This window comes from Streptomyces sp. JH34 (assembly GCF_029428875.1).
GTDB lineage: Bacteria > Actinomycetota > Actinomycetes > Streptomycetales > Streptomycetaceae > Streptomyces.
The window spans coordinates 3,899,886-3,921,589 of sequence record NZ_JAJSOO010000001.1 but is presented as its reverse complement, the minus strand read 5'-3'; the positions used below and the strand labels follow the sequence as shown (position 1 = coordinate 3,921,589).

Annotated in this window: 21 protein-coding genes and 1 tRNA gene; 9 read left to right on the top strand and 13 right to left on the bottom strand. The window is 69.7% G+C overall.

Translation table 11 applies throughout. The annotated features are described in order from the left end of the window. Positions 1–69: 69 nt before the first annotated feature. The 3 genes from LWJ43_RS17480 to nth all read right to left on the bottom strand — a co-directional run bounded on the left by LWJ43_RS17480 (position 70) and on the right by nth (position 3,096). Positions 70–1,275, bottom strand: a complete 1,206-nt coding sequence (locus LWJ43_RS17480; protein ID WP_277333169.1) for a MarP family serine protease — start codon at positions 1,273–1,275, stop codon at positions 70–72. A 91-nt stretch (positions 1,276–1,366) separates the two neighbouring features. Next, complete coding sequence (locus LWJ43_RS17475) at positions 1,367–2,104, bottom strand: NUDIX hydrolase (protein ID WP_277333168.1); 738 nt, start codon at positions 2,102–2,104, stop codon at positions 1,367–1,369. A 98-nt stretch (positions 2,105–2,202) separates the two neighbouring features. Next, the gene (gene nth / locus LWJ43_RS17470; RefSeq protein WP_277335912.1) at positions 2,203–3,096 is read right to left on the bottom strand and encodes an endonuclease III; all 894 of its coding nucleotides are present in this window, start codon (positions 3,094–3,096) and stop codon (positions 2,203–2,205) included. Between the two features lie 253 nt (positions 3,097–3,349). Here nth and LWJ43_RS17465 point away from each other — a divergent pair, with 253 nt between their 5' ends. Beyond that, positions 3,350–4,024, top strand: a complete 675-nt coding sequence (locus LWJ43_RS17465) for a Crp/Fnr family transcriptional regulator (RefSeq protein ID WP_014046869.1) — start codon at positions 3,350–3,352, stop codon at positions 4,022–4,024. Between the two features lie 108 nt (positions 4,025–4,132). Here LWJ43_RS17465 and LWJ43_RS17460 read toward each other — a convergent pair whose 3' ends face one another. The 4 genes from LWJ43_RS17460 to LWJ43_RS17445 all read right to left on the bottom strand — a co-directional run bounded on the left by LWJ43_RS17460 (position 4,133) and on the right by LWJ43_RS17445 (position 6,657). After that, a complete protein-coding gene (locus LWJ43_RS17460; protein WP_277333167.1) occupies positions 4,133–4,963 on the bottom strand; it encodes an MBL fold metallo-hydrolase in 831 nt (276 codons plus the stop codon). Further along, the gene (locus LWJ43_RS17455; RefSeq protein WP_277333166.1) at positions 4,960–5,910 is read right to left on the bottom strand and encodes an NUDIX hydrolase; all 951 of its coding nucleotides are present in this window, start codon (positions 5,908–5,910) and stop codon (positions 4,960–4,962) included. Before LWJ43_RS17455 ends, LWJ43_RS17460 begins: the two co-directional genes overlap by 4 nt. A 118-nt stretch (positions 5,911–6,028) precedes the next feature. Beyond that, a complete protein-coding gene (locus tag LWJ43_RS17450; RefSeq protein WP_277333165.1) occupies positions 6,029–6,499 on the bottom strand; it encodes a RidA family protein in 471 nt (156 codons plus the stop codon). Further along, positions 6,499–6,657 carry a DUF4177 domain-containing protein gene (locus tag LWJ43_RS17445; RefSeq protein WP_019992579.1) on the bottom strand — a complete coding sequence of 53 codons (159 nt, stop codon included), beginning with the start codon at positions 6,655–6,657 and terminating at the stop codon, positions 6,499–6,501. Before LWJ43_RS17445 ends, LWJ43_RS17450 begins: the two co-directional genes overlap by 1 nt. A 72-nt stretch (positions 6,658–6,729) precedes the next feature. Here LWJ43_RS17445 and LWJ43_RS17440 point away from each other — a divergent pair, with 72 nt between their 5' ends. After that, entirely contained in the window at positions 6,730–7,755 is a 1,026-nt protein-coding gene (locus LWJ43_RS17440; RefSeq protein WP_277333164.1) for an ArsA family ATPase, read from the top strand. After that, positions 7,752–9,197, top strand: a complete 1,446-nt coding sequence (locus tag LWJ43_RS17435; protein WP_277333163.1) for an ArsA family ATPase — start codon at positions 7,752–7,754, stop codon at positions 9,195–9,197. Before LWJ43_RS17440 ends, LWJ43_RS17435 begins: the two co-directional genes overlap by 4 nt. Positions 9,198–9,237: 40 nt before the next feature. On the opposite strand, the gene LWJ43_RS17430 is transcribed toward LWJ43_RS17435, so the two are convergent. Further along, positions 9,238–9,603, bottom strand: a complete 366-nt coding sequence (locus LWJ43_RS17430; protein ID WP_277333162.1) for a WhiB family transcriptional regulator — start codon at positions 9,601–9,603, stop codon at positions 9,238–9,240. A gap of 397 nt (positions 9,604–10,000) precedes the next feature. On the opposite strand from LWJ43_RS17430, the gene LWJ43_RS17425 reads away from it, so the two are divergent. After that, positions 10,001–12,235 carry a transglycosylase domain-containing protein gene (locus LWJ43_RS17425; RefSeq protein ID WP_277333161.1) on the top strand — a complete coding sequence of 745 codons (2,235 nt, stop codon included), beginning with the start codon at positions 10,001–10,003 and terminating at the stop codon, positions 12,233–12,235. Between the two features lie 85 nt (positions 12,236–12,320). Here the strand turns inward: LWJ43_RS17425 and LWJ43_RS17420 are convergent, their stop codons facing one another. Further along, complete coding sequence (locus tag LWJ43_RS17420) at positions 12,321–12,785, bottom strand: GatB/YqeY domain-containing protein (RefSeq protein WP_277333160.1); 465 nt, start codon at positions 12,783–12,785, stop codon at positions 12,321–12,323. Positions 12,786–12,864: 79 nt separating this feature from the next. Here LWJ43_RS17420 and LWJ43_RS17415 point away from each other — a divergent pair, with 79 nt between their 5' ends. After that, positions 12,865–13,803, top strand: a complete 939-nt coding sequence (locus LWJ43_RS17415) for a metallophosphoesterase (RefSeq protein ID WP_277333159.1) — start codon at positions 12,865–12,867, stop codon at positions 13,801–13,803. Positions 13,804–13,923: 120 nt separating this feature from the next. After that, positions 13,924–13,997, top strand: a tRNA-Pro gene (locus LWJ43_RS17410). Positions 13,998–14,317: 320 nt separating this feature from the next. Here the strand turns inward: LWJ43_RS17410 and LWJ43_RS17405 are convergent. Then, positions 14,318–14,875, bottom strand: a complete 558-nt coding sequence (locus LWJ43_RS17405) for an NAD(P)H-dependent oxidoreductase (protein WP_277333158.1) — start codon at positions 14,873–14,875, stop codon at positions 14,318–14,320. 116 nt (positions 14,876–14,991) lie between these two features. Here LWJ43_RS17405 and LWJ43_RS17400 point away from each other — a divergent pair, with 116 nt between their 5' ends. Next, complete coding sequence (locus LWJ43_RS17400; RefSeq protein ID WP_277333157.1) at positions 14,992–15,645, top strand: TetR/AcrR family transcriptional regulator; 654 nt, start codon at positions 14,992–14,994, stop codon at positions 15,643–15,645. Here the strand turns inward: LWJ43_RS17400 and LWJ43_RS17395 are convergent. Continuing rightward, entirely contained in the window at positions 15,620–16,930 is a 1,311-nt protein-coding gene (locus LWJ43_RS17395) for a damage-control phosphatase ARMT1 family protein (protein WP_277333156.1), read from the bottom strand. The two genes, LWJ43_RS17400 and LWJ43_RS17395, sit on opposite strands and share 26 nt — an antisense overlap. 178 nt (positions 16,931–17,108) lie before the next feature. Between LWJ43_RS17395 and htpG the strand changes: the two genes are divergently transcribed. Next, positions 17,109–19,022 (top strand): molecular chaperone HtpG, encoded by a 1,914-nt coding sequence (htpG, locus tag LWJ43_RS17390; RefSeq protein ID WP_277333155.1) that lies wholly within the window; start codon positions 17,109–17,111, stop codon positions 19,020–19,022. Between the two features lie 359 nt (positions 19,023–19,381). Further along, positions 19,382–20,176 carry an SGNH/GDSL hydrolase family protein gene (locus tag LWJ43_RS17385; RefSeq protein WP_277333154.1) on the top strand — a complete coding sequence of 265 codons (795 nt, stop codon included), beginning with the start codon at positions 19,382–19,384 and terminating at the stop codon, positions 20,174–20,176. Between the two features lie 159 nt (positions 20,177–20,335). Here LWJ43_RS17385 and LWJ43_RS17380 read toward each other — a convergent pair whose 3' ends face one another. Both LWJ43_RS17380 and LWJ43_RS17375 read right to left on the bottom strand, forming a co-directional pair. Continuing rightward, complete coding sequence (locus tag LWJ43_RS17380) at positions 20,336–20,755, bottom strand: nuclear transport factor 2 family protein (RefSeq protein ID WP_277333153.1); 420 nt, start codon at positions 20,753–20,755, stop codon at positions 20,336–20,338. 52 nt (positions 20,756–20,807) lie between these two features. Then, positions 20,808–21,644: a class I SAM-dependent methyltransferase gene (locus LWJ43_RS17375; protein ID WP_277333152.1), complete on the bottom strand. Its 837-nt coding sequence runs from the start codon at positions 21,642–21,644 to the stop codon at positions 20,808–20,810. Between the last annotated feature and the right edge of the window lie 60 nt (positions 21,645–21,704).

The following is a 21,704-nucleotide window of genomic DNA, read 5'->3' as shown; positions in this document are numbered from 1 at the left end:
CCGTGCGCGGCCGTGCGCGGCCGTCGGCAAGAGCCTGGGTCACCGCCGGGAGGGGCCGGACGCAGGGCCTCAGAGAGCGCAGCCCTGGCTGTCGACCTCCTGCACCGAGGACTTGCCCAGGTCGATGTCCTCGCGGATCTCGTCGGCCGTCAGCGCGTAACCCGTGTCGGGGTCGTCGAGCGACTTGGCGAACACCACTCCGTAGACCTTTCCGTCCGGAGTGAGCAGCGGGCCACCGGAGTTGCCCTGCCGGACGGTAGCGAACAGCGAGTACACGTCACGCCGCACGGTGCCCCGGTGGTAGATGTCCGGGCCGTTGGCATCGATGCGGCCCCGGATGCGCGCGGAGCGGACGTCGTAGGCGCCGTTCTCCGGGAAACCCGCGACGATGGCGCTGTCGCCGCTCTCCGCGTCCTTGTCGGCGTCGGTGAACCGCAGCGGCTGGGCGTCCAGATCCGGCACGTCCAGTACGGCGATGTCCCGCTGCCAGTCGTAGAGGACGACCTTGGCGTCGTACAGCCGGCCCTCGCCGCCGATCTGGACGGTGGGCTCGTCGACGCCGCCGACCACGTGGGCATTGGTCATCACCCGACGGTCGGAGAAGACGAAGCCGGTTCCTTCGAGGACCTTGCCGCAGCCCGGAGCCATGCCGACGACCTTGACGATGGACTTCTTGGCACGGGTGGCGACGGGGCTTCCGGCCAGCGCCGGGTCAGGGGGGTCGACCTCGGTGATGGGCTCGTTGGCGAAGGGGCTGAAGACCTGCGGAAAGCCGTTCTGGGCCAGGACGGAGGAGAAGTCCGTGAACCAGTTGGAGGCCTGGGCGGGCATCACCCGGGACACCCCGAGGAGTACGGAGGAACTGCGGACCTCCTTGCCCAGCGTCGGCAGCGACGTACCGGCCAGCGCCGAGCCGATCAGCCAGGCGACCAGGAGCATGGCCACCACGTTGACCAGGGAGCCGCCCGTGGCGTCCAGCGCACGCGCCGGCGACCACGTGATGTACCGGCGGAGCTTGTTGCCTAGGTGGGTGGTGAACGCCTGGCCCACGGAGGCGCACACGATCACGATCACGACCGCGACGATGGCGGCGGTGGAGGAGACTTCGGATCCGTCGGTCGCCTGGTCCCAGATGGTCGGCAGCAGGTAGACGGCGACGAGGCCACCGCCCACGAAGCCGATCACGGACAGGATGCCGACGACGAAGCCCTGGCGGTACCCGATGACCGCGAACCACACAGCGCCGACGAGCAGCAGGATGTCCAGCACGTTCACCGTCTATAGCCTCGCAGATTCGTCACCTGGCCCGTCCGGTTCGACGGGGTCCGGGCCAGGCCCGGAACAGCGCAGCACGGGAGTCAGCCTGTCATGCGCGCCAGTCGAGCGGCACCTGCCTGGTCCTGTCCCAGGGGCGTTCCCACCCGGCGTAGTGCACAATCCTGTCGATCACACCGGCTGTGAATCCCCAGACCAGTGCGGATTCGACCAGGAACGCGGGGCCTTGGTGGCCGCTCGGATGGACTGCCGTGGCGCGGTTGGCCGGATTCGTGAGATCCGCCACGGGGGCGGTGAAGACCCGGGCCGTCTCGGCAGGGTCGACGGCGCCCACCGGGCTCGGCGTCCGCCACCAGCCGAGGACGGGTGTGACCACGAAGCCGCTCACCGGGATGTAGAGCCTGGGCAGCACCCCGAACAGCTGGACTCCGCTCGGGTCGAGTCCCGTCTCCTCCTCGGCCTCCCGCAGGGCGGCCCTGAGCGGTCCGGTGGTCCTGTGGTCGCCGTCCTCGGGGTCGAGGGAGCCCCCGGGGAAGGACGGCTGGCCGGCATGGGAGCGCAGGGAACCGGAACGCTCCATCAGGAGCAGCTCGGGACCGCGCTCGCCCTCACCGAAGAGGATCAGGACGGCGGACTGGCGCCCGGCACCGCTCTCGGGCGGCAGGAACCGGCTGAGCTGCTGCGCCTTCACGGTCCGCGACGCCCGGGCGACTGGCTCGAGCCAGCCGGGCAGGCCGTCGGCGGACACGGTGAGCGCGCTGTCGTGGGGCTCGCCCGTCCCGTTGGTGGCCGCGTCCGCCGCGGCCCGTGTGCTCTGTGCGTGCGTCATGGGCACCCCCGTCGTTCCAACGCCTGTCGTCGTCCATTTCGTTCCGCAGGGTCCCGCCCTCCTCGCCGGGAAGGGCGACACCCTCGCGGAACGGTCCCTCACCCGGCCAGCGGCGGGGCGGGACTGCCCGGGTAGTCCGGGGGCGGGCTGAGACGCTGCCCCGGGTAACCGCCCATCTCGTACTTCAGGAGCTTCTTCGCCTTCTCGGGGTCCGTCTCGCCCTCCCCGTAGGAGGGGCAGAGGGCGGCGATCGGACAGGCGCCGCAGGCGGGCTTGCGGGAGTGACAGATGCGGCGTCCGTGGAAGACGACGCGGTGGGAGAGCATCGTCCACTCACTCTTCGGGAAGATCGCGGCGATCTCGGCCTCGACCTTCTCCGGGTCCTCCTGCTCGGTCCACTTCCAGCGGCGGACCAGACGTCCGAAGTGCGTGTCCACCGTGATGCCGGGCACGCCGAACGCGTTACCGAGGACGACGTTGGCCGTCTTGCGCCCTACACCCGGCAGTTTCACGAGGTCCTCCAGCCTGCCGGGGACCTCCCCGCCGAAGTCGTCCCTCAGCGCGGCCGACAGCCCCATGAGGGACCGCGCCTTGGCCCGGAAGAAGCCGGTCGGCCGGATGATCTCCTCGATCTCCTCGGGGACGGCGGCGGCCATGTCCTCGGGCGTCGGACAGACGGCGAAGAGCGCCGGGGTGGTCTGGTTGACCCTCAGATCGGTGGTCTGCGCGGAAAGGACGGTGGCCACCAGGAGTTCGAAGGGATTGCGGAAATCCAGCTCGGGGTGGGCGTACGGATAGACCTCGGCGAGCTCACGGTTGATCCTGCGGGCGCGGCGGACCATCGCGAGGTGCGACTCCTGCTTCGCGGGTCTGCCCGACTGCTTCGTCGGCTCGGCCGACTGCTTGGAGCGTTTGCCCGCCGCTGCTCCTGACACTGCCACTGGCGAGCGTTTTGCGGCTTTTTTCTTACTACGTGCACCCTGTTCGCCCATAGCGGAATTCCCGTCTTCCGACACCCCATCAGCCCCCTCGGCCTGCACTCTCACCGGCGTTCCGGACACCCGGCCAGCCTAGAGCCAGGGGCTGACATCCGCCCCGGTCACCGTGCATCCACGCCCGATCGGCCCCCTGCCGTAGGGTCCGGCACGCCCGTGCGTCAAACTGGTTTGTGATCGATCGCACTGTTTTACCGTCCGGCATCATGGAAACGACGCTTCCCTGAACAGGCCGACAAGGAGAGAACTCGTGGACGACGTTCTGCGGCGCGCCCCGCTTTTCGCGGCGCTCGATGACGAGCAGGCCGCGGAGCTCCGCGCCTCGATGAGTGAGGTGACCCTCGCACGCGGCGACGCGCTGTTCCACGAGGGGGACCCGGGCGACCGCCTGTACGTGGTCACCGAGGGCAAGGTGAAGCTCCACCGCACGTCCCCCGACGGGCGGGAGAACATGCTGGCCGTCCTCGGCCCCGGCGAGCTGATCGGGGAGCTGTCGCTCTTCGACCCGGGCCCGCGCACCGCGACCGCGACCGCGCTGACCGAGGTCAAGCTCCTCGGCCTCGGTCACGGAGACCTGCAGCCCTGGCTGAACGCGCGCCCCGAGGTCGCCACCGCGCTGCTGCGCGCCGTCGCCCGGCGCCTGCGCAAGACGAACGACCAGATGTCCGACCTGGTCTTCTCCGATGTGCCGGGCCGTGTCGCCCGGGCGCTCCTCGACCTGTCGCGCCGCTTCGGTGTGCAGTCGGAGGAGGGAATCCACGTCGTGCACGACCTGACCCAGGAAGAGCTGGCCCAGCTGGTCGGCGCCTCCCGCGAAACGGTCAACAAGGCGCTCGCGGACTTCGCCGGCCGGGGTTGGCTGCGGCTCGAGGCGCGTGCCGTGATCCTGCTGGACGTGGAGCGGCTGGCCAAGCGCTCCCGCTGACCCCTGCACCGAGCGACCTCGACCGGCCGCCCGGCGGGCTCAGTCGTCGAAGAGGCCCCACCGTCCGGTGGGGCCTCTCGCGTGTGCCCCGGGCCGTACGGGACCGGATCAGATCAAGCCGTGCTCGGTCAGGTACTCCATCTGGGCCCTCACCGACAGCTCCGCCGCAGGCCAGAGGGAGCGGTCCACATCGGCGTACACCGCCGCCACGACCTCGGCGGGCGTCCGGTGTCCCGCCTCCACCGCGGTCTCGACCTGGGCCAGGCGGTTGGCGCGGTGGGCGAGGTAGAACTCGACGGCGCCCTGTGCGTCCTCCAGCACCGGTCCGTGCCCCGGGAGCACTGTGTGGACCCCGTCGTCGACCGTCAGCGAACGCAGTCGCCGCAGGGTGTCCAGGTAGTCACCGAGGCGGCCGTCCGGATGGGCGACGACGGTGGTGCCGCGCCCCAGGATCGTGTCGCCCGTCAGCACGGCCCGGTCGGCGGGCAGGTGGAAGGAGAGCGAGTCAGCGGTGTGCCCCGGGGTGGGGACGACCCGGAGTTCGAGCCCGCCCGTGGTGATCACGTCGCCGGCCGTGAGCCCCTCGTCGCCCAGGCGCAGCGCCACGTCCAGGGCGCGCACCTTCGTACGCGTGAGCTCGGCGAAGCGTGACGCGCCCTCCGCGTGGTCGGGGTGCCCGTGCGTAAGCAGGGTGAGGCCGACCCGCCGGCCCGTCTTCTCCACGGTCTCGACGACGGCCCGCAGATGTGAGTCGTCGAGCGGCCCCGGGTCGATCACGACCGCGAGGCCGGAGCCCGGTTCCGCGACGATCCAGGTGTTCGTGCCGTCCAGCGTCATCGCCGAGGCGTTGGGCGCCAGGACGTTGCACGTACGGGCGGTGGCCGGCCCGGAGAGGACCCCGCCGCGGGGCTGTCCGGGCAGTGCGGCCGCGTCGCTCATGCGTGGCTCCCGTCCGTGCCGTCACCCGCGGGAGGAACGGTGCCGTCACCCGCGGGGGGACCGGTGCCGTCACCGGCCGTGGGGACGTGTTTGGTGAACTCGTCGTGCCCGGGCCAGCTCAGCACCAGCTCGTCACCCTCCATACGGGCCTCTGCCAGCACGGGGGCGAGGCTCTGGGAATCCGCCGCCTTCAACGCCTCCGCGGCCGTCCCGTACGGCCTCAGCGCCCGCAGGGTGGCAACGGTGGGCGGCATCATCAGCAGTTCGCCCCTGTCATAGCCGTCGGCGGCGTCGCCGGGCCGGATCCACACCGTCCGGTCGGCCTCGGTGGACACGTTCCGGGTGCGCTGCCCCTCAGGGAGCACGGCCACGAAGAACCAGGTGTCGTAGCGCCGTGGTTCGAACGCCGGGGTGATCCAGCGCGCCCAGGCGGCCAGCAGATCGGAGCGCAGCACCAGGCCCCGGCGGTCCAGGAAACCCGCGAAGGACAGGTCACGGGCGACGAGCGCCTCCCGGTCGGCCTCCCAGTCGGCGCCCGTGGTGTCGCTCACGACGCTGTCGGCGCTCGGCCCGGCCAGCAGGACGCCGGCCTCCTCGTACGTCTCACGGACCGCGGCACAGACGACGGCCTGCGCCTCGGCGGGCGTACCGACTCCGAGGCGGCCGGCCCAGGTCTCCAGGGACGGACCGGCCCAGCCCACCAGGTGGTCGTCGTCGCGCGGGTCCACCCCGCCACCCGGATAGGCGTACGCGCCGCCGGCAAAGGCCATGGAGGTCCGCCGACGCAGCATGTGGACGGCGGGGCCCCCGGTTCCCGGCTCCGACGGGTCGTCCCGGAGCAGCATCACCGTGGCCGCGCGCCTGGGGGTCACGGCCGTCAGCTCGCCGCTGTCGAGGGCCCGGATCCGGGCGGGCCATTCCGGTGGGTACCACTGACCGTTGGGCATGGCCGGAGGCTATCCGGAACCGCGCCGATGTTCGAGGGTCCCCTCCGGGCGATGCCTGCCCCTTACACGCATGATCCCGCCCGGTCGCGGGACCAGGCGGGATCGGGAAGGGACGGGATCAGGCGTCGACGAGCTCCACCTGGACCTCGATCTCCACCGGTGCGTCGAGCGGCAGCACCGCGACGCCCACGGCGCTGCGCGCGTGCACACCCTTGTCGCCCAGGACGGCACCCAGCAGCTCGCTCGCACCGTTGACGACACCGGGCTGCCCGGTGAAGTCGGAGGCGGAGGCGACGAAGCCCACGACCTTCACGACGCGGGCGATCCGGTCCAGGTCACCGGCGACCGACTTCACCGCCGCCAGTGCGTTCAGCGCGCAGGTCCTGGCGAGCTCCTTGGCCTCGTCCGCCGTCACCTCCGCACCGACCTTGCCGGTCACCGCGAGTTTGCCGTCCACCATCGGGAGCTGGCCGGAGGTGTAGACGTACACCCCGGACCGCACAGCCGGCTGGTACGAGGCCAGCGGCGGCACGACGTCCGGGAGCGTCAGGCCGAGCTCGGCGAGCTTCGCCTCGACGGCGCCCGCCACTACGGCTTCTCCCGCTTCAGGTAGGCCACGAGCTGCTCGGGGTTGTTCGGGCCGGGAACGACCTGGACCAGCTCCCAGCCGTCCTCGCCCCAGGTGTCCAGAATCTGCTTGGTCGCGTGCACGAGAAGGGGCACGGTCGCGTATTCCCACTTGGTCATGCAGCCGACTGTAATGCCTGGCACACACGGCCTCGTGCGTAGCCTGCCTGCCGACTGGTTAGGCTCGAAGACGTGAGCAGGTTCCAGGTCGTCAGCGGCAAGGGCGGGACCGGTAAGACCACGGTCGCCGCCGCACTCGCGCTCGCCCTCGCGACCGAGGGCAGGCGCACACTCCTCGTGGAGGTCGAGGGCAGGCAGGGCATCGCCCAGCTCTTCGAGTCCGATCCCCTCCCCTACGAGGAACGCAGGATCGCCGTGGCCCCCGGCGGCGGCGAGGTCCACGCCCTGGCGATCGACGCCGAGCGCGCCCTCCTGGACTACCTCCAGATGTTCTACAAGCTGGGCAGTGCGGGCCGGGCGCTGAAGAAGCTCGGCGCGATCGACTTCGCGACCACCATCGCCCCTGGTGTCCGGGACGTCCTGCTGACCGGCAAGGCGTGCGAGGCCGTACGCCGCAAGGACAAGCAGGGCAGGTTCGTCTACGACTACGTGATCATGGACGCGCCCCCCACCGGCCGCATCACCCGCTTCCTCAACGTGAACGACGAGGTGGCGGGCCTGGCCCGGATCGGCCCGATACACAATCAGGCGCAGGCCGTGATGCGGGTGCTCAAGTCCCCCGAGACCGCGGTCCACCTGGTGACGCTGCTGGAGGAGATGCCGGTCCAGGAGACCGCCGACGGCATCGCCGAGCTGCGCGCCGCCGAACTGCCCGTGGGCCGGGTCGTGGTGAACATGGTCCGGCCCCACCTGCTGGACGAGGACGCGTTGCGTACCGCGTCGGGGGGCCGCCGCAAGGAAATCGCGAAGACGCTCACCCGGGCCGGGGTGACGGGTTCCGCGGCGCTGGTGCGCCCGCTGGTCGAGCAGGCCGCCGAGCACGCCCAGCGGGTCGGCCTCGAGCGTGAGCAGCGCGCGGTGCTGACGGGACTGGGCCTGCCCCTCGCCGAGCTCCCCCTGATCAGCGAGGGCGTGACTCCGGCAGCGCTGAACGATCTGGCGGAGGAGTTCCGCAAACAGGGTGTCGGCGACGAGACCGCGGACGCGGCAGGGCAGAGCGGGAAGCGACGCGGCTCCGGACGAAGGGTGGGTCCATGACACCGATCACTGGCGTCGCGCCGGGGCTGGAGACCGACGCGCTCCTGGACGACCCCGGGATCCGCATCGTCGTGTGCTGCGGATCCGGTGGCGTGGGCAAGACCACGACCGCGGCGGCCCTCGGGGTACGGGCGGCCGAGCGGGGCCGCAAGGTCGTCGTCCTGACCATCGACCCTGCCCGCCGGCTCGCCCAGTCCATGGGCATCGACCGGTTGGACAACGTCCCGCGGCGGGTCGACGGCATCGCGGGCGAGGGTGAGCTGCACGCCATGATGCTCGACATGAAGCGCACCTTCGACGAGACCGTCGAGGCGCACACGGATGCGGAGCGCGCCCGCGCGATCCTGGAGAACCCCTTCTACCAGTCGCTGTCGGCCGGGTTCGCGGGCACGCAGGAATACATGGCGATGGAGAAGCTCGGGCAGCTGCGGGCCCGCGACGAGTGGGACCTGATCGTGGTCGACACCCCGCCGTCCCGCTCCGCACTGGACTTCCTGGACGCGCCAAAACGTCTCGGCTCCTTCCTGGACGGGAAGTTCATCCGGCTGCTGATCGCCCCGGCGAAGATCGGCGGGCGGGCCGGGATGAAGTTCCTGAACGTCGGGATGTCGATGATGACGGGGACGCTCGGGAAGCTGCTCGGCGGTCAGTTCCTGCGCGACGTGCAGACCTTCGTCGCCGCGATGGACTCCATGTTCGGCGGATTCCGCACCCGGGCCGACGCCACGTACAAGCTGCTGCAGGCGCCCGGCACGGCGTTCCTCGTGGTGGCGACGCCGGAGCGGGACGCACTGCGCGAAGCCGCGTACTTCGTGGAGCGGCTGGCCGCCGAGGAGATGCCGCTGGCCGGTCTGGTCCTCAACCGGGTGCACGGCAGTGAGGCCTCACGGCTCTCCGAGGAGCGGGCGCTGGCGGCAGCAGAAAATCTTGAAGCCGTCGGCATTGTGGATCAGGCCGCAGGGAAGGCTGGCCTTGGTGACCCGGCGGGCCCGGTGACCGCCACCCCCTCCGAAGCCCCGGAGTCGCGGCTCTCCCCCGAGCGCGGCAACGATCCCGCACCGCACGAACCCCCACAGCAGGAGCCGCCCTCGCACGACCGGACGTCGCGCAGCCCCGAGCCGCAGAGCCGTGGCCGGAGGTCGACCACCCCTTCCGCGCCACTCACGCACACGGAGGCGGACAGGCTCGACACACCCACCGCGGACGACGTGTCCGCCGAAGTGTCCGTCGAGCAGCTGACCGCAGGTCTGTTGCGACTGCACGCCGAGCGTATGCAGGTCGTCGCGCGCGAGCAGCACACGCGCGACCGCTTCACCGCGCACCACCCGGAGGTCCCGGTGACCGAGGTGGCCGCGCTGCCCGGTGACGTGCACGACCTCTCAGGCCTCAGGGCCATCGGGGAGCTGCTCGCGACCGGTTCCGCCCCGGCCGGAGCTGCGTAGGGCCGCGCCGGGGCGTCCCCTACGGGCCGCCCACGAGGCATCACCCCACGGCGGCGAACGTCTCGTGCAGTTCGTCGTCGTGCAGACCGCCGCCGTCCAGGCCCACTGCTGCGGGCAGCATGCCCGTGGACCGCTCGTACTCACTTCGCGCGGTCTCCAGCAGGCGACGCCAGGACGTCACGGTGGGCCGTCGACGCAGCAGCGCCCGGCGTTCCCGCTCCGTCATCCCGCCCCACACGCCGAACTCGACGCGGTTGTCCAGCGCGTCTGCCAGGCACTCGGTACGCACCGGGCATCCGGTGCACACCGCCTTGGCCCTGTTCTGCGCTGCCCCTTGTACGAACAATTCATCCGGATCGGTAGTGCGGCAGGCTGCCTGCGCACTCCAGTCGGTTACCCAGCCCATGCCGGCGCCGTCCTCTCCCGAATCGAGGCTCCCCCACGGCGGCAGCGGCATATTCACCGTTGCCAGTTGAGGACGTTACGGAAGGTGGCGACAGCACAACACCCCCTTCGGGCCCAATCTTGAATGGCCCGAACGGACTATGCGTACGCGGCAGATCACCCAGAGGAGTGACGCAGGGACATGCGTGATCATCCCGACGGAATCCGGGCAGAAACCCCAAGTCGCAACGGACATTCAATGACACATGAGGCGAATTCGGGGCGCCTCGACGCTTGGCTGAATTCCATTGAGGGCCATGCAGGGGGGTTGATGCACAAACGGACTGCTGTGACAGTTGAGAGCAGCTTAGGCCAAGGCCTGTACGTGTGTCCGGCGAATGAGAACGTAGGCTGCCCCCATGCCAAAGAAGCGCTCAGGCGGGGGTCTGACGACGACCCAGCAGGCCGCCAAGTTCCTCGGTGTCGCCGCGCTCTCCGGAGCTGTGCTGGCAGGCATCGCGCTGCCGGCCGCCGGCGCACTCGGGCTCGCGGCCAAGGGGACCGTCGAGGGATTCGACGAGATCCCCTCCAACCTCAAGACTCCGCCGCTGAGCCAGCGGACCACGATCCTGGACAACGAGGGCGGCGCGATCGCCACGGTGTACTCGCGTGACCGCACCGTCGTACCGCTCAAGGACATCTCGCCGTACATGCAGGACGCGATCGTCGCGATCGAGGACTCGCGCTTCTACGAGCACGGCGCGGTCGACCTCAAGGGCATCCTGCGCGCGATGAACCGCAACGTGCAGGAGGGCGGCGCCGCTCAGGGCGCGTCGACGCTCACCCAGCAGTATGTGAAGAACGTCTTCGTCGAGGAGGCGGGCGACGACCCGGAAAAGGTCGCCGAGGCCACCCAGCAGACCATCGGCCGCAAGGTCCGGGAGCTGAAGTACGCGATCCAGGTCGAGGAAGAGCTCGGCAAGAAGAAGATCCTGGAGAACTACCTCAACATCACTTTCTTCGGACAGCAGGCCTACGGTGTCGAGGCGGCCTCGCAGCGCTACTTCTCCAAGCACGCCAAGGACCTGAAGCTGGAGGAGGCCGCCATGCTGGCCGGCCTCGTCCAGTCGCCGACCCGCTACGACCCGGTCAACGACGCGGAGGAGGCGACCAAGCGCCGCAACACCGTGCTGACCCGCATGGCCGCCGTCGGCACCATCTCCCAGGGGGAGGCCGACAAGGCCATCGCCGCCCCCATCGAGCTGAAGGTCAGCAAGCCGAAGAACGGCTGCATCACGGCCGTCAGCGGTGCCGGGTTCTTCTGCGACTACGTGCGCAAGACCATCCTGTCCGACACCGCCTTCGGGAAGACCGCGGAGGACCGGACCAAGCTGTGGAACCTCGGCGGTCTGACCATCAAGACCACCCTGTCGCCGCGCGCCCAGAAGGCCGCCAACGAGGCGGCCACCTCGAAGGTCGACAAGGACGACAAGGTCGCCGCGTCGGTGGTCCAGGTCGAGCCCGGCACCGGCAAGATCCTCTCGATGGGCCAGTCCCGCCCGTACGGCCTCGACCAGACGCAGCACGAGACGGTGCTCAACCTCGCCGTCAGCAACAAGTTGGGTGGCAGCACCTACGGCTTCCAGGTCGGTTCGACCTTCAAGCCGATCACGGCCGCGGCGGCACTGGAGAAGGGCATCAACCCGGCGCAGAGCTACAGCTCCGACTGGAAGATCTCGGTGCCGATGAACTCCTACCGCAACTGCGCGGGATCGCCCGTCGGGAGCGGGAACTGGGACCTCCAGAACGAGCTGGAGTCCGAGAAGGGCGCCTTCGACATGACGGGCGCGCTCGGCAAGTCGATCAACACCTACTTCGCCAAACTGGAGCAGCAGGCCGGTCTGTGCGAGACGGTCACCATGGCGAAGAAGCTCGGCTACGAGCGCGGTGACGGCAAGCCTCTCTCGGACAGCCACCCGTCGATCACCCTGGGCGGCACGGAGAGCACCCCGCTCGGCATGGCCTCCACGTACGCGGCGTTCGCCAACCGCGGCACGTTCTGCACGCCGATCGCCATCGAGGCCATCAAGGACGCGAACGGCAAGAAGGTCGACGTACCCGAGTCCTCGTGCTCGCGGGCGATGAGCGAGAAGACGGCCGACACGATCAACCAGATGCTCAAGGGCGTCGTCGAGGACGGCACCGGCACCCAGGCCGGCCTGACGGACCGCGACAACGCGGGCAAGACCGGTACGACCAACGACCGCGTGGACGCCTGGTTCGTCGGCTACACGCCGAACCTGTCCACGGCCGTGTGGGTGGGTGCTGACGTCGGCAAGAAGGTGCCGATGTACAACATCACCATCGGTGGCCAGTACTACGACAAGGTCTGCGGCGGCTGTCTCCCCGGTCCGATCTGGAAGACCGCGATGACCGGCGCGCTGGACGCCTCGGAGACCCCCTCCTTCAACCCCGTCTCGGTGCCGCGCGCCAAGGAGAAGGAGAAGGAGAAGGACAAGGGCCGCGGGGGCGACAACGGTGGCGGCAACGGTGGCGGCAACGACTCCGGCGCCGACCCCGCCGGCGGCATCACCATCCCGCCCGGCTTCATCGGCGGGAACGACGGCGGCAGGAACGGCCGCAACGGTCCCTGACGGTCCGGCGCGTACGACCACGTCATGAAAAGGAGGAGGGGCACCCCGGTCCGGGGCGCCCCTCCTCCTTCGTGTGTGCGGTCCCTCAGCCGGCGAGCAGCTTCTTCACCGTGGCGGCCACCCGGCCGCCGTCGGCGAGGCCGGCCACCTTCGGGTTGACGATCTTCATGACGGCGCCCATCGCACGCGGCCCCTCGGCACCCGCGCTCCTCGCCTCCTGGACGGCCTGCGCGACGATCACGTCCAGCTCGTCGTCGGTGAGCTGCTTGGGCAGGTACGCGTCCAGCAGTTCGCCCTCGGCCCGCTCGCGCTCGGCCTGCTCCGTCCGGCCGCCCTGCGAGAAGGCCTCGGCCGCCTCGCGGCGCTTCTTCGCCTCCTTGGCGATCACCTTCTGGACCTCGTCGTCGGAGAGCTCGCGCGACGTCTTGCCGCTGACCTCTTCCTTGGTGATCGCGGTCAGGGTGAGCCGGAGGGTGGACGAGGTGAGCTCGTCACGCGCCTTCATGGCCGTGGTGAGGTCTTCCTTGAGCTTGGACTTGAGCGTGGTCATGCGGAGATTGTGACAGGTACGGGGTACCCGCCGCTTTCCTGTTTTCGTCCCACCGCACCGTTTCTGCGACGATGGGGCCATGCGCGCACGCTACGGAGTACCCCTGAAAGTCACGGCAGTCGGCGCAGCGGTCGGTGCCGCCGGCCTCGTGTACGCGGCCGGATTCGAAGCACGCTCGTTCCGCCTCCGCCGGATCACGATTCCTGTACTCCCGCACGGGGCACGCCCGTTGCGCGTTCTCCAGGTCTCGGACATCCACATGGTGAGCGGCCAGCGCAAGAAGCGCGCCTGGCTGCAGTCGCTGGCGGGCCTGCGCCCGGACTTCGTGGTGAACACGGGCGACAACCTCTCCGACCCGGAGGCCGTGCCGGAGCTGCTCGACGCGCTCGGCCCGCTGATGGGGTTCCCCGGGGTCTACGTCTTCGGTTCGAACGACTACTACGGGCCGAAGCTCCGCAACCCGGTCCGCTACCTCCTGGAGAAGACGCAGGGCAAGCACGGGCTCAACGGGAACGCCCCGGCTGTCGACGTCGTCCACAACCCGTGGGAGCCGATGCGGGACGCGTTCGACGAAGCCGGCTGGCTCAACCTCTCCAACACCCGGGGCCAGCTCAAGGCGGACGGACTCGAGATCGCCTTCACCGGCCTGGACGACCCCCACATCAAGCGGGACCGCTACACCGAGGTCGCCGGCGGGCCCGAGACCGGTGCGGACCTTTCCATCGGCGTGGTCCACGCCCCGTACCTGCGCTCCCTGGACGCCTTCACGGCGGACGGTTACCCGCTGATCCTGGCCGGTCACACCCACGGCGGCCAGCTCTGCATCCCCTTCTACGGCGCTCTGGTCACCAACTGCGACCTGGACACGGACCGTGTGAAGGGCCTCTCCGGCCACACGGTCGGCGAGCGGCGCTCCTACCTCCACGTCTCGGCGGGCTGCGGCACCAACCGCTACACCCCGGTCCGCTTCGCCTGCCCGCCCGAGGCGACGCTGCTGACGCTGACGCCGCGGGACTGAGTCATCCACTCCGCGCCCGCCCCAGGTCTGCCACGGCTCCGCCCCGGAACGAAATCCGGATTTCGCCTCCGGGCGCGGGTGGGCTAAAGTAATCGATGTCGCCGGGAGACCGGTGGGCATCGGGGTGTAGCGCAGCTTGGCAGCGCGCTTCGTTCGGGACGAAGAGGTCGTGGGTTCAAATCCCGCCACCCCGACAGCTGAAACACCAGGTCAGAGGCCAGGTCCTAAATTCAGGACCTGGCCTCTGTCGTGCTCGGGGCCGAACCGGGGGCGAAGGCCTTCGATCAAGCCTCACTGTCGCCGCGCCTGGCGCGGCGCCCAGGCCGTCGATCCGGCGCGCTCGGGTCTGCCCGTGATCCGCAGCAGCAGACCTGACGGGCCACAGGGTCCCGCGGCAGGTCGTCTCCCGCTGTGAACGCACGTGTGCCCGGCCACTCTCCGAGAAGAGGGGCCGGGCACGCGGAATTCTCGGGCAGCGGCGCGGAATCCTCGGCGCAACACCGCCGGAGGTCGATCAGGCGGCCACCGTGGTGCCCTCGGCGACCTGGCGGAGCACCTCGGTCAGCGAGGTGACGACCTCGGCGTCGTCCGCCGGGTGGAGCTCGGCGAAGCGGGTCACGGAGCCGGGGATGGAGAGCTTGGCGTCCGCGAGGACCGCTCCACCGGCGATGCCCGCGGCCTTACGCGCCTCGTCCTGGGCCCACACGCCACCGAACTGGCCGAAGGCGGTACCGACCACGGCGACCGGCTTCGCGGTGAGCGCGCCGGCACCGTACGGGCGGGACAGCCAGTCGATGGCGTTCTTCAGCACGGCCGGCATGGTGCCGTTGTACTCGGGCGAGAACAGCAGGAACGCGTCGGACCGGCCGGCCACGGCACGCAGCTCGGCGGCCGCAGCCGGGACGCCACCCTCGACGTCGATGTCCTCGTTGTAGAACGGGACGTCGGCGAGGCCCTCGTACAGCTCGACCTCGACGCCCTCGGGCGCGTGCTTGACGGCGGCCTCGGCGAGCTGACGGTTGTGGGAGCCGGCGCGGAGGCTGCCGACGAGGGCGAGGATGCGTACAGACATGGGGGAAGCTCCCGGGAGACGGAGACTGCAGAAGTAAGCGGACCATGGTCCGTTTAAAGTTGTACCACCTAACCGGACCGCGGTCCACTTATGCCGTCCGGGGCTACCCTGAAGCCATGACCGACCCCCTTTCCCCGCCGCCCGGGCCCCCCGACCCGGGCGAGGCGCGAACGAGTCTCACGCTCGCCGCCGCCGGCGGACCGGAGATGCTGCGAGCGGATGCGGCGCGCAATCGAGCGCTCCTGCTGGACGCCGCCTCCCGCCTTCTGGCGGACTGCGGGGCGTCGGATCTGACCATGGAATCGGTGGCCGCCGCCGCCGGGGTCGGCAAGGGCACCGTCTTCCGACGCTTCAAGGACCGCACCGGCCTGCTCATCGCCCTGCTCGACCACCGCGAGTCCCTGCTGCAGGCCGCTTTCCTCTCCGGGCCGCCTCCCTTGGGCCCGGACGCCCCCGCAGCCGAGCGGCTGCATGCCTTCGGCCCCGCCGTGATGCGCCACGAACGCGATCACCACGAGCTGATCCTGGCCTCCCGCACCGATCCGTTGCGCACCTACACCGTCCCCGCACAACGGCTGAGGATCAGTCACGTCACCCTGCTGCTGCGTCAGGCGCGTGCGACCGGTGAGCCGGACCTGCTCGCGCACACGCTGCTCGGATCGATCGACGCCCCCCTCGTCCACCACCTGACGTGCGAACGCGGTACGCCGGTCGATCGGCTGGAGCGGGGCTGGCACGACCTTCTCACCCGGTACGGGGTGGAGTGCTGAGGGCGGACTCCCGGGGCCGCACCTGGATCAGTGCGTGCGTGCCGCTGGTGCGCCACGCACGGCCGGAACGCTCCAGCCCGTCCAGGGTCCGCGTGTCCAGGCCCACGACGACATCGGACTTCAGCGTCCGCAGCGCCGCGACGGCTCCCGGGAAGTAGGCCGTGAGGGCCTCGAACGACGCGGTCCCGGGCCACTGCCGGTCACCCACCAGGCGCCGGTAGTTGAGGTCGCCCTTCAGGATGGTCAACGCTGCCGATCCGAGCTCCGCCCGGAGGTCGTCGGGCATCCGCTCGTACGGAAACGGGGCGCAGAAGAACGCGTGGGCGCGCACGTCGAGCCGTCCGGCGCCCATGGCCTCCCGGATCCGCCCGCCGATCGCGCCCGCCTCCCCGGGAGCCCTGCCCAGCCGTCGCACGCAGTCGACGACATCGGCCGTCATCGCGTCGGAGACGTAGTACGGGCCGGGTTTCACGTGGAGCACCACCCGGTCGGCCTGGTCGTGCTCGAGCAGGTGGTCGATGAGGACGAGATCGGGGATCAGCTCGCGTCCGGTGTTGTCGGCGATGACGGCGACGGTGGCGTGGGCCCCCGGCGGCAGGAGTGACCACAGCAGCGCGCTGTCGTCGGCGACGACACCGGCATCGGACTCGCCGGGCGCGGTGCCGCCCGCCGGACCGCCCTCGCCCGGCGGGCCACTGTCACTCGTCGGCTTGGCTTCCTCCGCCGGGCCGCCTTCAGCCGTCGGGCCGCGGAAGCCGAGGTCGGCGCGGTTGCCCCAGAGCGAGGCCCGGAGAAGCGCCGTCGCCCTCTCTGCCGCGGGTACGGCGACGAGATCGTCCAGGGCCCGGAGCTCCTCCTCGACAGTGCCACCGCCCAGTTCGGCACGCTTGAACGGGGCGAAGGGGTCGATTCCCCGCCACGCGCCCTCTCCGAAGTAGCCCACGGCACCCAGGAGCCGGCGGTAGAAGTAGCTCTCGGACCAGAGGAACGGGGCCTCGAACCACGGGCGTCCGACGTGTTCACGACCCCACCGCAGCCACAGGTCGCGGTCAGGGCACCCGTGCTCGAGCGGTTCGACGACACCGTGCTCGATCTCGTGCAACAGGGCGTCCAGGGCCCGGAGCTGCCGCGGGCCGTACGGAAACGCCTCACGCACCCGCTCGATCAACGCCGGATGGCGCTCCGCCATGACGCCCCGGGCGAAGCTGCCCGGCTCCCGGCACGTGATCACAGGAGGAAGGCCGGGGCCCCGCCCGGTCCCCGAAGCCGCTGGTGTATCGCCCATGCGTCCCAGTCTGCCCGCCGGAGAGGCCGCGCGTCGCGCGACGGTGCGCGTGTCCGCACGCCCGCGGGCGACCGGGTCGGTCAACGGCCGTGGCCGAACCGGCACATGAACGGCCCGGGCCCTGGCTACGATATACAGCGACTCAGATGACTTACCCCAGGAAAGGGAACCCGTACCCATGCCGGCCGAGACATTCGAGTTTCAGGTAGAAGCGCGCCAGCTCCTGCAGATGATGATCCATTCGATTTATTCGAACAAGGATGTATTCCTGCGTGAGCTCATTTCCAATTCTTCTGACGCGTTGGACAAGCTGCGACTTGAGACTCTCCGCGGCGACTCTCTCCAGGCGGACTCGTCCGACCTCCATATCGCCATCGAGGCCGATCAGGAGAAGCGCACACTGACCGTGCGCGACAACGGCATCGGAATGTCGCACGACGAGGTCGTGCAGCTGATCGGGACGATCGCGAATTCCGGTACGGCGAAATTCCTCCAGGAACTGAAGGAGGCCAAGGACGCCACCGCTTCCGAGGAGCTCATCGGACAGTTCGGTGTCGGGTTCTATTCGAGCTTCATGGTCGCCGACGAGGTCACCCTGCTGACCCGGCGGGCGGGCGAGGACACCGGCACGCGCTGGCAGTCCAGCGGCGAGGGCACCTACACCGTCGAATCCGTCGACGACGCGCCGCAGGGCACCTCGGTCACACTGCGACTGAAGCCCGAGGACACCGAGGACAAGCTCTTCGACTACACCTCGCCCTGGAAGATCAGGGAGATCGTCAAGCGGTACTCGGACTTCATCACCTGGCCCATCCGCATGGCGGCGGTGGCGGGCGAGGAAGGCGCCGAGCCCGAGACCGAGACTGTCAACTCGATGAAGGCCCTCTGGGCGCGGTCGAAGGACTCCGTGACCGATGAGGAGTACAGCGAGCTGTACAAGCACATCAGTCACGACTGGACCGACCCGCTCGAAACCATCCGCATGCAGGCGGAGGGGACGTTTGAATACCAGGCACTGCTGTTCCTGCCGTCCCACGCACCGCAGGACCTGTTCATGCAGGACCACAAGCGCGGAGTGCAGCTCTACGTGAAGCGCGTATTCATCATGGATGACTGCGAAGCGCTCATGCCGACGTATCTCCGCTTCGTCAAGGGAGTGGTCGACGCCCAGGACCTCTCACTGAACGTGTCGCGCGAGATCCTGCAGCAGGACCGGCAGATCGAGATGATGCGGCGCCGCCTGGTCAAGAAGGTGCTCTCGACGGTGAAGGACCTCAGGTCCAACACACCTGAGAAGTACGACACGTTCTGGAAGGAGTTCGGCCGGGTCCTCAAGGAGGGCCTGTTCCAGGACTTCGAGAACCGTGACGCGATCCTGGAGATCTCCTCCTTCGCCTCCACCCAGGACGAGGAGGGACTGACCACCCTGCGCTCGTACGTGGAGCGGATGAAGGAGGGCCAGGAGCAGATCTACTACATGACGGGCGAGTCGCGCGCGGCCATGGAGAGCTCCCCCCACATGGAGGCCTTCCGCGCCAAGGGTTTCGAGGTCCTCCTGCTGACCGACCCCGTCGACGAGGTATGGGTCCAGTCCGTCCCCGAGTTCGACGGCAAGCCGCTCCAGTCCATCTCCAAGGGCGAGGTCGACCTGGACACCGACGAGGAGAAGAAGGAGGTCGAGGCCGAGCGCGAGAAGCAGCAACAGGACTACGCCGGTCTGCTGACCTGGATGACGGAGCAGCTCGGTGACACCGTGAAGGAGGTGCGTCTCTCCTCGCGGCTCACCGTCTCGCCCGCCTGCATCGTCTCGGACACGCACGATGTCACCCCGGCCCTGGAGAACATGTACCGCGCCATGGGCCAGGAGGTGCCGCACATCAAGCGCATCCTCGAACTCAACCCCTCGCACGCGCTCATCAGCGGCCTGAAGAAGGCGTACACCGAGCGGAGCGGCGAGGAGGGCGCCGGCACCGAACTCGCTGAGACCGCCGAGCTCGTCCACGGGCTGGCACTGCTCTCGGACGGCGGCGAGCTGAGCGACCCCTCGCGCTTCAGCAGGCTGATGGCGGACCGCCTGGAGCGCACGCTCTGACGTCTCACGCCCTCGACGCACCGCGGCCGCCAGGCTTCCTGGCGGCCGCGGTCGCATGTGGCGCAGGGGAATGCGAACACGGGACGAGAACGGACGGCATCCGCACGTTCGCACAGGCGGCGCCCCCTCGAAAGTGACGCAGAGGAGTCGCGCCGGGCACGTAGGTACCCCGTAACTTCACCGTTTCGGGGGCCTGTCGGAGGTTTATCTACGCGCGGAGCATCGTCTACCGAACGATCCTTCGGGCATATCAGACGACTTTCTCCGCAGCCATTACCGCCGGGTACCGGAAGCTGCTAAAAACGTGCTCGCCCCACGAACTCCCCACTCGTCCCCCACATTTCGAAGGGCTGGCAGCCGTGTCAGTACGAACCTTCCGGGCGTCCCTCTTCACCCTCGCGATCGCCGCCGTGGCCGCACTCGGCGTCGCACAACCAGCATCCGCCGCCGGCGAGAACTACGTCGCTCTCGGTGACTCCTACTCCTCCGGAGTGGGCGCCGGGAGCTACACGTCGGAGAGCGGCGACTGCAAGCGCAGCACGAACGCCTACCCCTACCTCTGGAAGAACGCGAACGCCCCGTCGTCGTTCGCGTTCGTCGCCTGCTCGGGTGCGACGACGTCCTCCGTGTCCAGCGGCCAGCTGGGCGCCCTGAGTTCGTCGACGTCGCTCGTCAGCGTCACGGCCGGCGGCAACGACGTCGGGTTCGCGGACGTCATGCAGACATGTGTCCTGCAGAGTGAGGCCACCTGCGTCAGCCGCGTGAACACGGCGGTGTCCGCAGTCCAGAACACGCTGCCCGGAAAGCTCGATTCCCTCTACTCGGGCATCCGTTCCCGGGCCCCGCAGGCCCATGTGGTGGTACTCGGATACCCCCGCTTCTACCAGCTGTCGGGGAGCTGCATCGCCGGCCTCACCGAGACGGAACGCGGAGCGATCAACAACGCCTCGGACGTGCTGAACGGGGTGCTGGCCAAGCGGGCGGCCGACGCGGGGTTCACGTACTCCAGCGTCGTGGACGAGTTCACCGGGCACGAGCTCTGCTCGGGTGACGCGTGGATCCACAGCGTGTCCATCCCGGTCACCAACTCGTACCACCCCAAGGCCATCGGGCAGTCGAACGGCTACCTGCCGGCCTTCCGCTCCGCGGCATAACGCGCATAGAGCCGGCCCGCCCCGGCGCACACCGCGGTACCACCGGCCCCGCCGGTGGTACCGCCGTACGACGGGCCGGTCACCCACTCTGCCGGGAGGGCGGACAGGCCGGCGGGCGCGCGACGAGCGGGCGCACGGGAAGAGGGCCGGACCCCGGGCTCAGTACCGCTCGACCAGGTGCTCGCGGCCTGCGGGAGGCTCATAGGGTTCGGGCCAGAAGTCCGTCACTCCGACGATCCTGCCGTCCGCGTCGAACGTGAAGAAGTGGATGGCGTGCGTCTCCTCCGGTCCGAGGGTGACGAGCGTTCTGGCGGCAGCCTGACGTCCCTCTCCGTCGGCCACGATCCGTTCGGCCCGGACCTGCCAGTCCCCCGGATACTCCCGGTTGAACCGGACGTAGCGCTCCTTGCCGAGGATGCGCTCCCGGCTCTGCGGCAGGTCGTACACCACGTCGTCCGCGAGGGTGGCGGCGAAGGCGCTCCAGTCCCGCGCCCCGGCCGCGGCCCAGTAGGCCTCCACGGCGGCCCGCACCTGGGCCGCCCCCCACACCACGCCCGTACCGCCGGTCGTCTCAGTCATGCGGTCGAGTGTGGCGCCCGCCACTGACATTCGCGCCGGTGCCGGCCGCCGGTCAGCCCCTGACCGGCTGCGACGCCTTGACCGAGTACATCATCGGGAAACGTGGACGGTCCGCCGGGAACCGGTAGTACCCGTCGTCGCCCCGCTTCAGCACCTGGTACCGCGGGAAGAGAGACGCGTCGTGCTCGTGCAGGAACTCGATCCGGAGTCCCGCCGCCGCCAGCGCCGAGACCACCTCTCCCACCGGGTGCTGCCACTCGACGCTGCGGTTGTGGACGGTCACGGCGTCCAGGTCCGCGTAGGTGCCGGGTGACTCGTCCACCCAGGCCTCCCGGCTGAAGTAGTCGTACGTGACCGTCGACCCGGTTTCGTCGTCCAGGCAGTCGGTGAACGGGTGGAACTCCGCGAGGTAGAGAAATCCTCCCGGTGCCACCAGCGAAGCGGCGACCTCTGCCCAACGTGACACGTCAGGGAGCCAGTTGAGCGCCCCGAGTCCGGTGTAGACGATGTCGTACGCGGGGTCCGGGACCGCCTGGGCCGCGTCGTACACATCGGCTGCGACGAAGGCCGCCCGCTCCGGCGGCAGCTCCAGCGAGCGGGCCAGGCCACGAGCCGTCTCGACGGCCGGCCGGGAGAAGTCGAGGCCCACGACGTGGGCCGCTCCGTGCCGGGCCCAGGACAGGGTGTCCAGGCCGATGTGGCACTGGAGGTGCAGAAGTGTCCGGCCGGTCACGTCCCCGACCTCCGCCAGCTCGAAGTCACGCAGGGCGTCCCGGCCGGCCAGGAAGGCGTCCAGACCGTAGAAGTCACCGGCAGCGTGGATGGGTACGCGCTCGTCCCAGCGTGCGCGGTTGAGCTCGTGCCAGTCGTCAGGCGTCCGTGCGTACATGCGGGAAAGTTACCCACAGGCTGGGGGTGGGCGCGAACAGTTATCCACAGACCGCACGGC

Excerpts from the sequence above, each read along its gene's own strand:
- nth (WP_277335912.1), bottom strand. The coding sequence starts at position 3,096 with ATGGGCGAACAGGGTGCACGTAGTAAGAAAAAAGCCGCAAAACGCTCG.
- LWJ43_RS17455 (WP_277333166.1), bottom strand. The coding sequence starts at position 5,910 with ATGCCCAACGGTCAGTGGTACCCACCGGAATGGCCCGCCCGGATCCGG.
- LWJ43_RS17475 (WP_277333168.1), bottom strand. The coding sequence starts at position 2,104 with ATGACGCACGCACAGAGCACACGGGCCGCGGCGGACGCGGCCACCAAC.
- LWJ43_RS17460 (WP_277333167.1), bottom strand. The coding sequence starts at position 4,963 with ATGAGCGACGCGGCCGCACTGCCCGGACAGCCCCGCGGCGGGGTCCTC.
- LWJ43_RS17415 (WP_277333159.1), top strand. The coding sequence starts at position 12,865 with ATGCGCGCACGCTACGGAGTACCCCTGAAAGTCACGGCAGTCGGCGCA.
- LWJ43_RS17380 (WP_277333153.1), bottom strand. The coding sequence starts at position 20,755 with ATGACTGAGACGACCGGCGGTACGGGCGTGGTGTGGGGGGCGGCCCAG.
- LWJ43_RS17395 (WP_277333156.1), bottom strand. The coding sequence starts at position 16,930 with ATGGGCGATACACCAGCGGCTTCGGGGACCGGGCGGGGCCCCGGCCTT.
- LWJ43_RS17425 (WP_277333161.1), top strand. The coding sequence starts at position 10,001 with ATGCCAAAGAAGCGCTCAGGCGGGGGTCTGACGACGACCCAGCAGGCC.
- LWJ43_RS17400 (WP_277333157.1), top strand. The coding sequence starts at position 14,992 with ATGACCGACCCCCTTTCCCCGCCGCCCGGGCCCCCCGACCCGGGCGAG.
- LWJ43_RS17375 (WP_277333152.1), bottom strand. The coding sequence starts at position 21,644 with ATGTACGCACGGACGCCTGACGACTGGCACGAGCTCAACCGCGCACGC.
- LWJ43_RS17405 (WP_277333158.1), bottom strand. The coding sequence starts at position 14,875 with ATGTCTGTACGCATCCTCGCCCTCGTCGGCAGCCTCCGCGCCGGCTCC.
- LWJ43_RS17435 (WP_277333163.1), top strand. The coding sequence starts at position 7,752 with ATGACACCGATCACTGGCGTCGCGCCGGGGCTGGAGACCGACGCGCTC.
- LWJ43_RS17430 (WP_277333162.1), bottom strand. The coding sequence starts at position 9,603 with ATGGGCTGGGTAACCGACTGGAGTGCGCAGGCAGCCTGCCGCACTACC.
- LWJ43_RS17420 (WP_277333160.1), bottom strand. The coding sequence starts at position 12,785 with ATGACCACGCTCAAGTCCAAGCTCAAGGAAGACCTCACCACGGCCATG.
- LWJ43_RS17445 (WP_019992579.1), bottom strand. The coding sequence starts at position 6,657 with ATGACCAAGTGGGAATACGCGACCGTGCCCCTTCTCGTGCACGCGACC.
- htpG (WP_277333155.1), top strand. The coding sequence starts at position 17,109 with ATGCCGGCCGAGACATTCGAGTTTCAGGTAGAAGCGCGCCAGCTCCTG.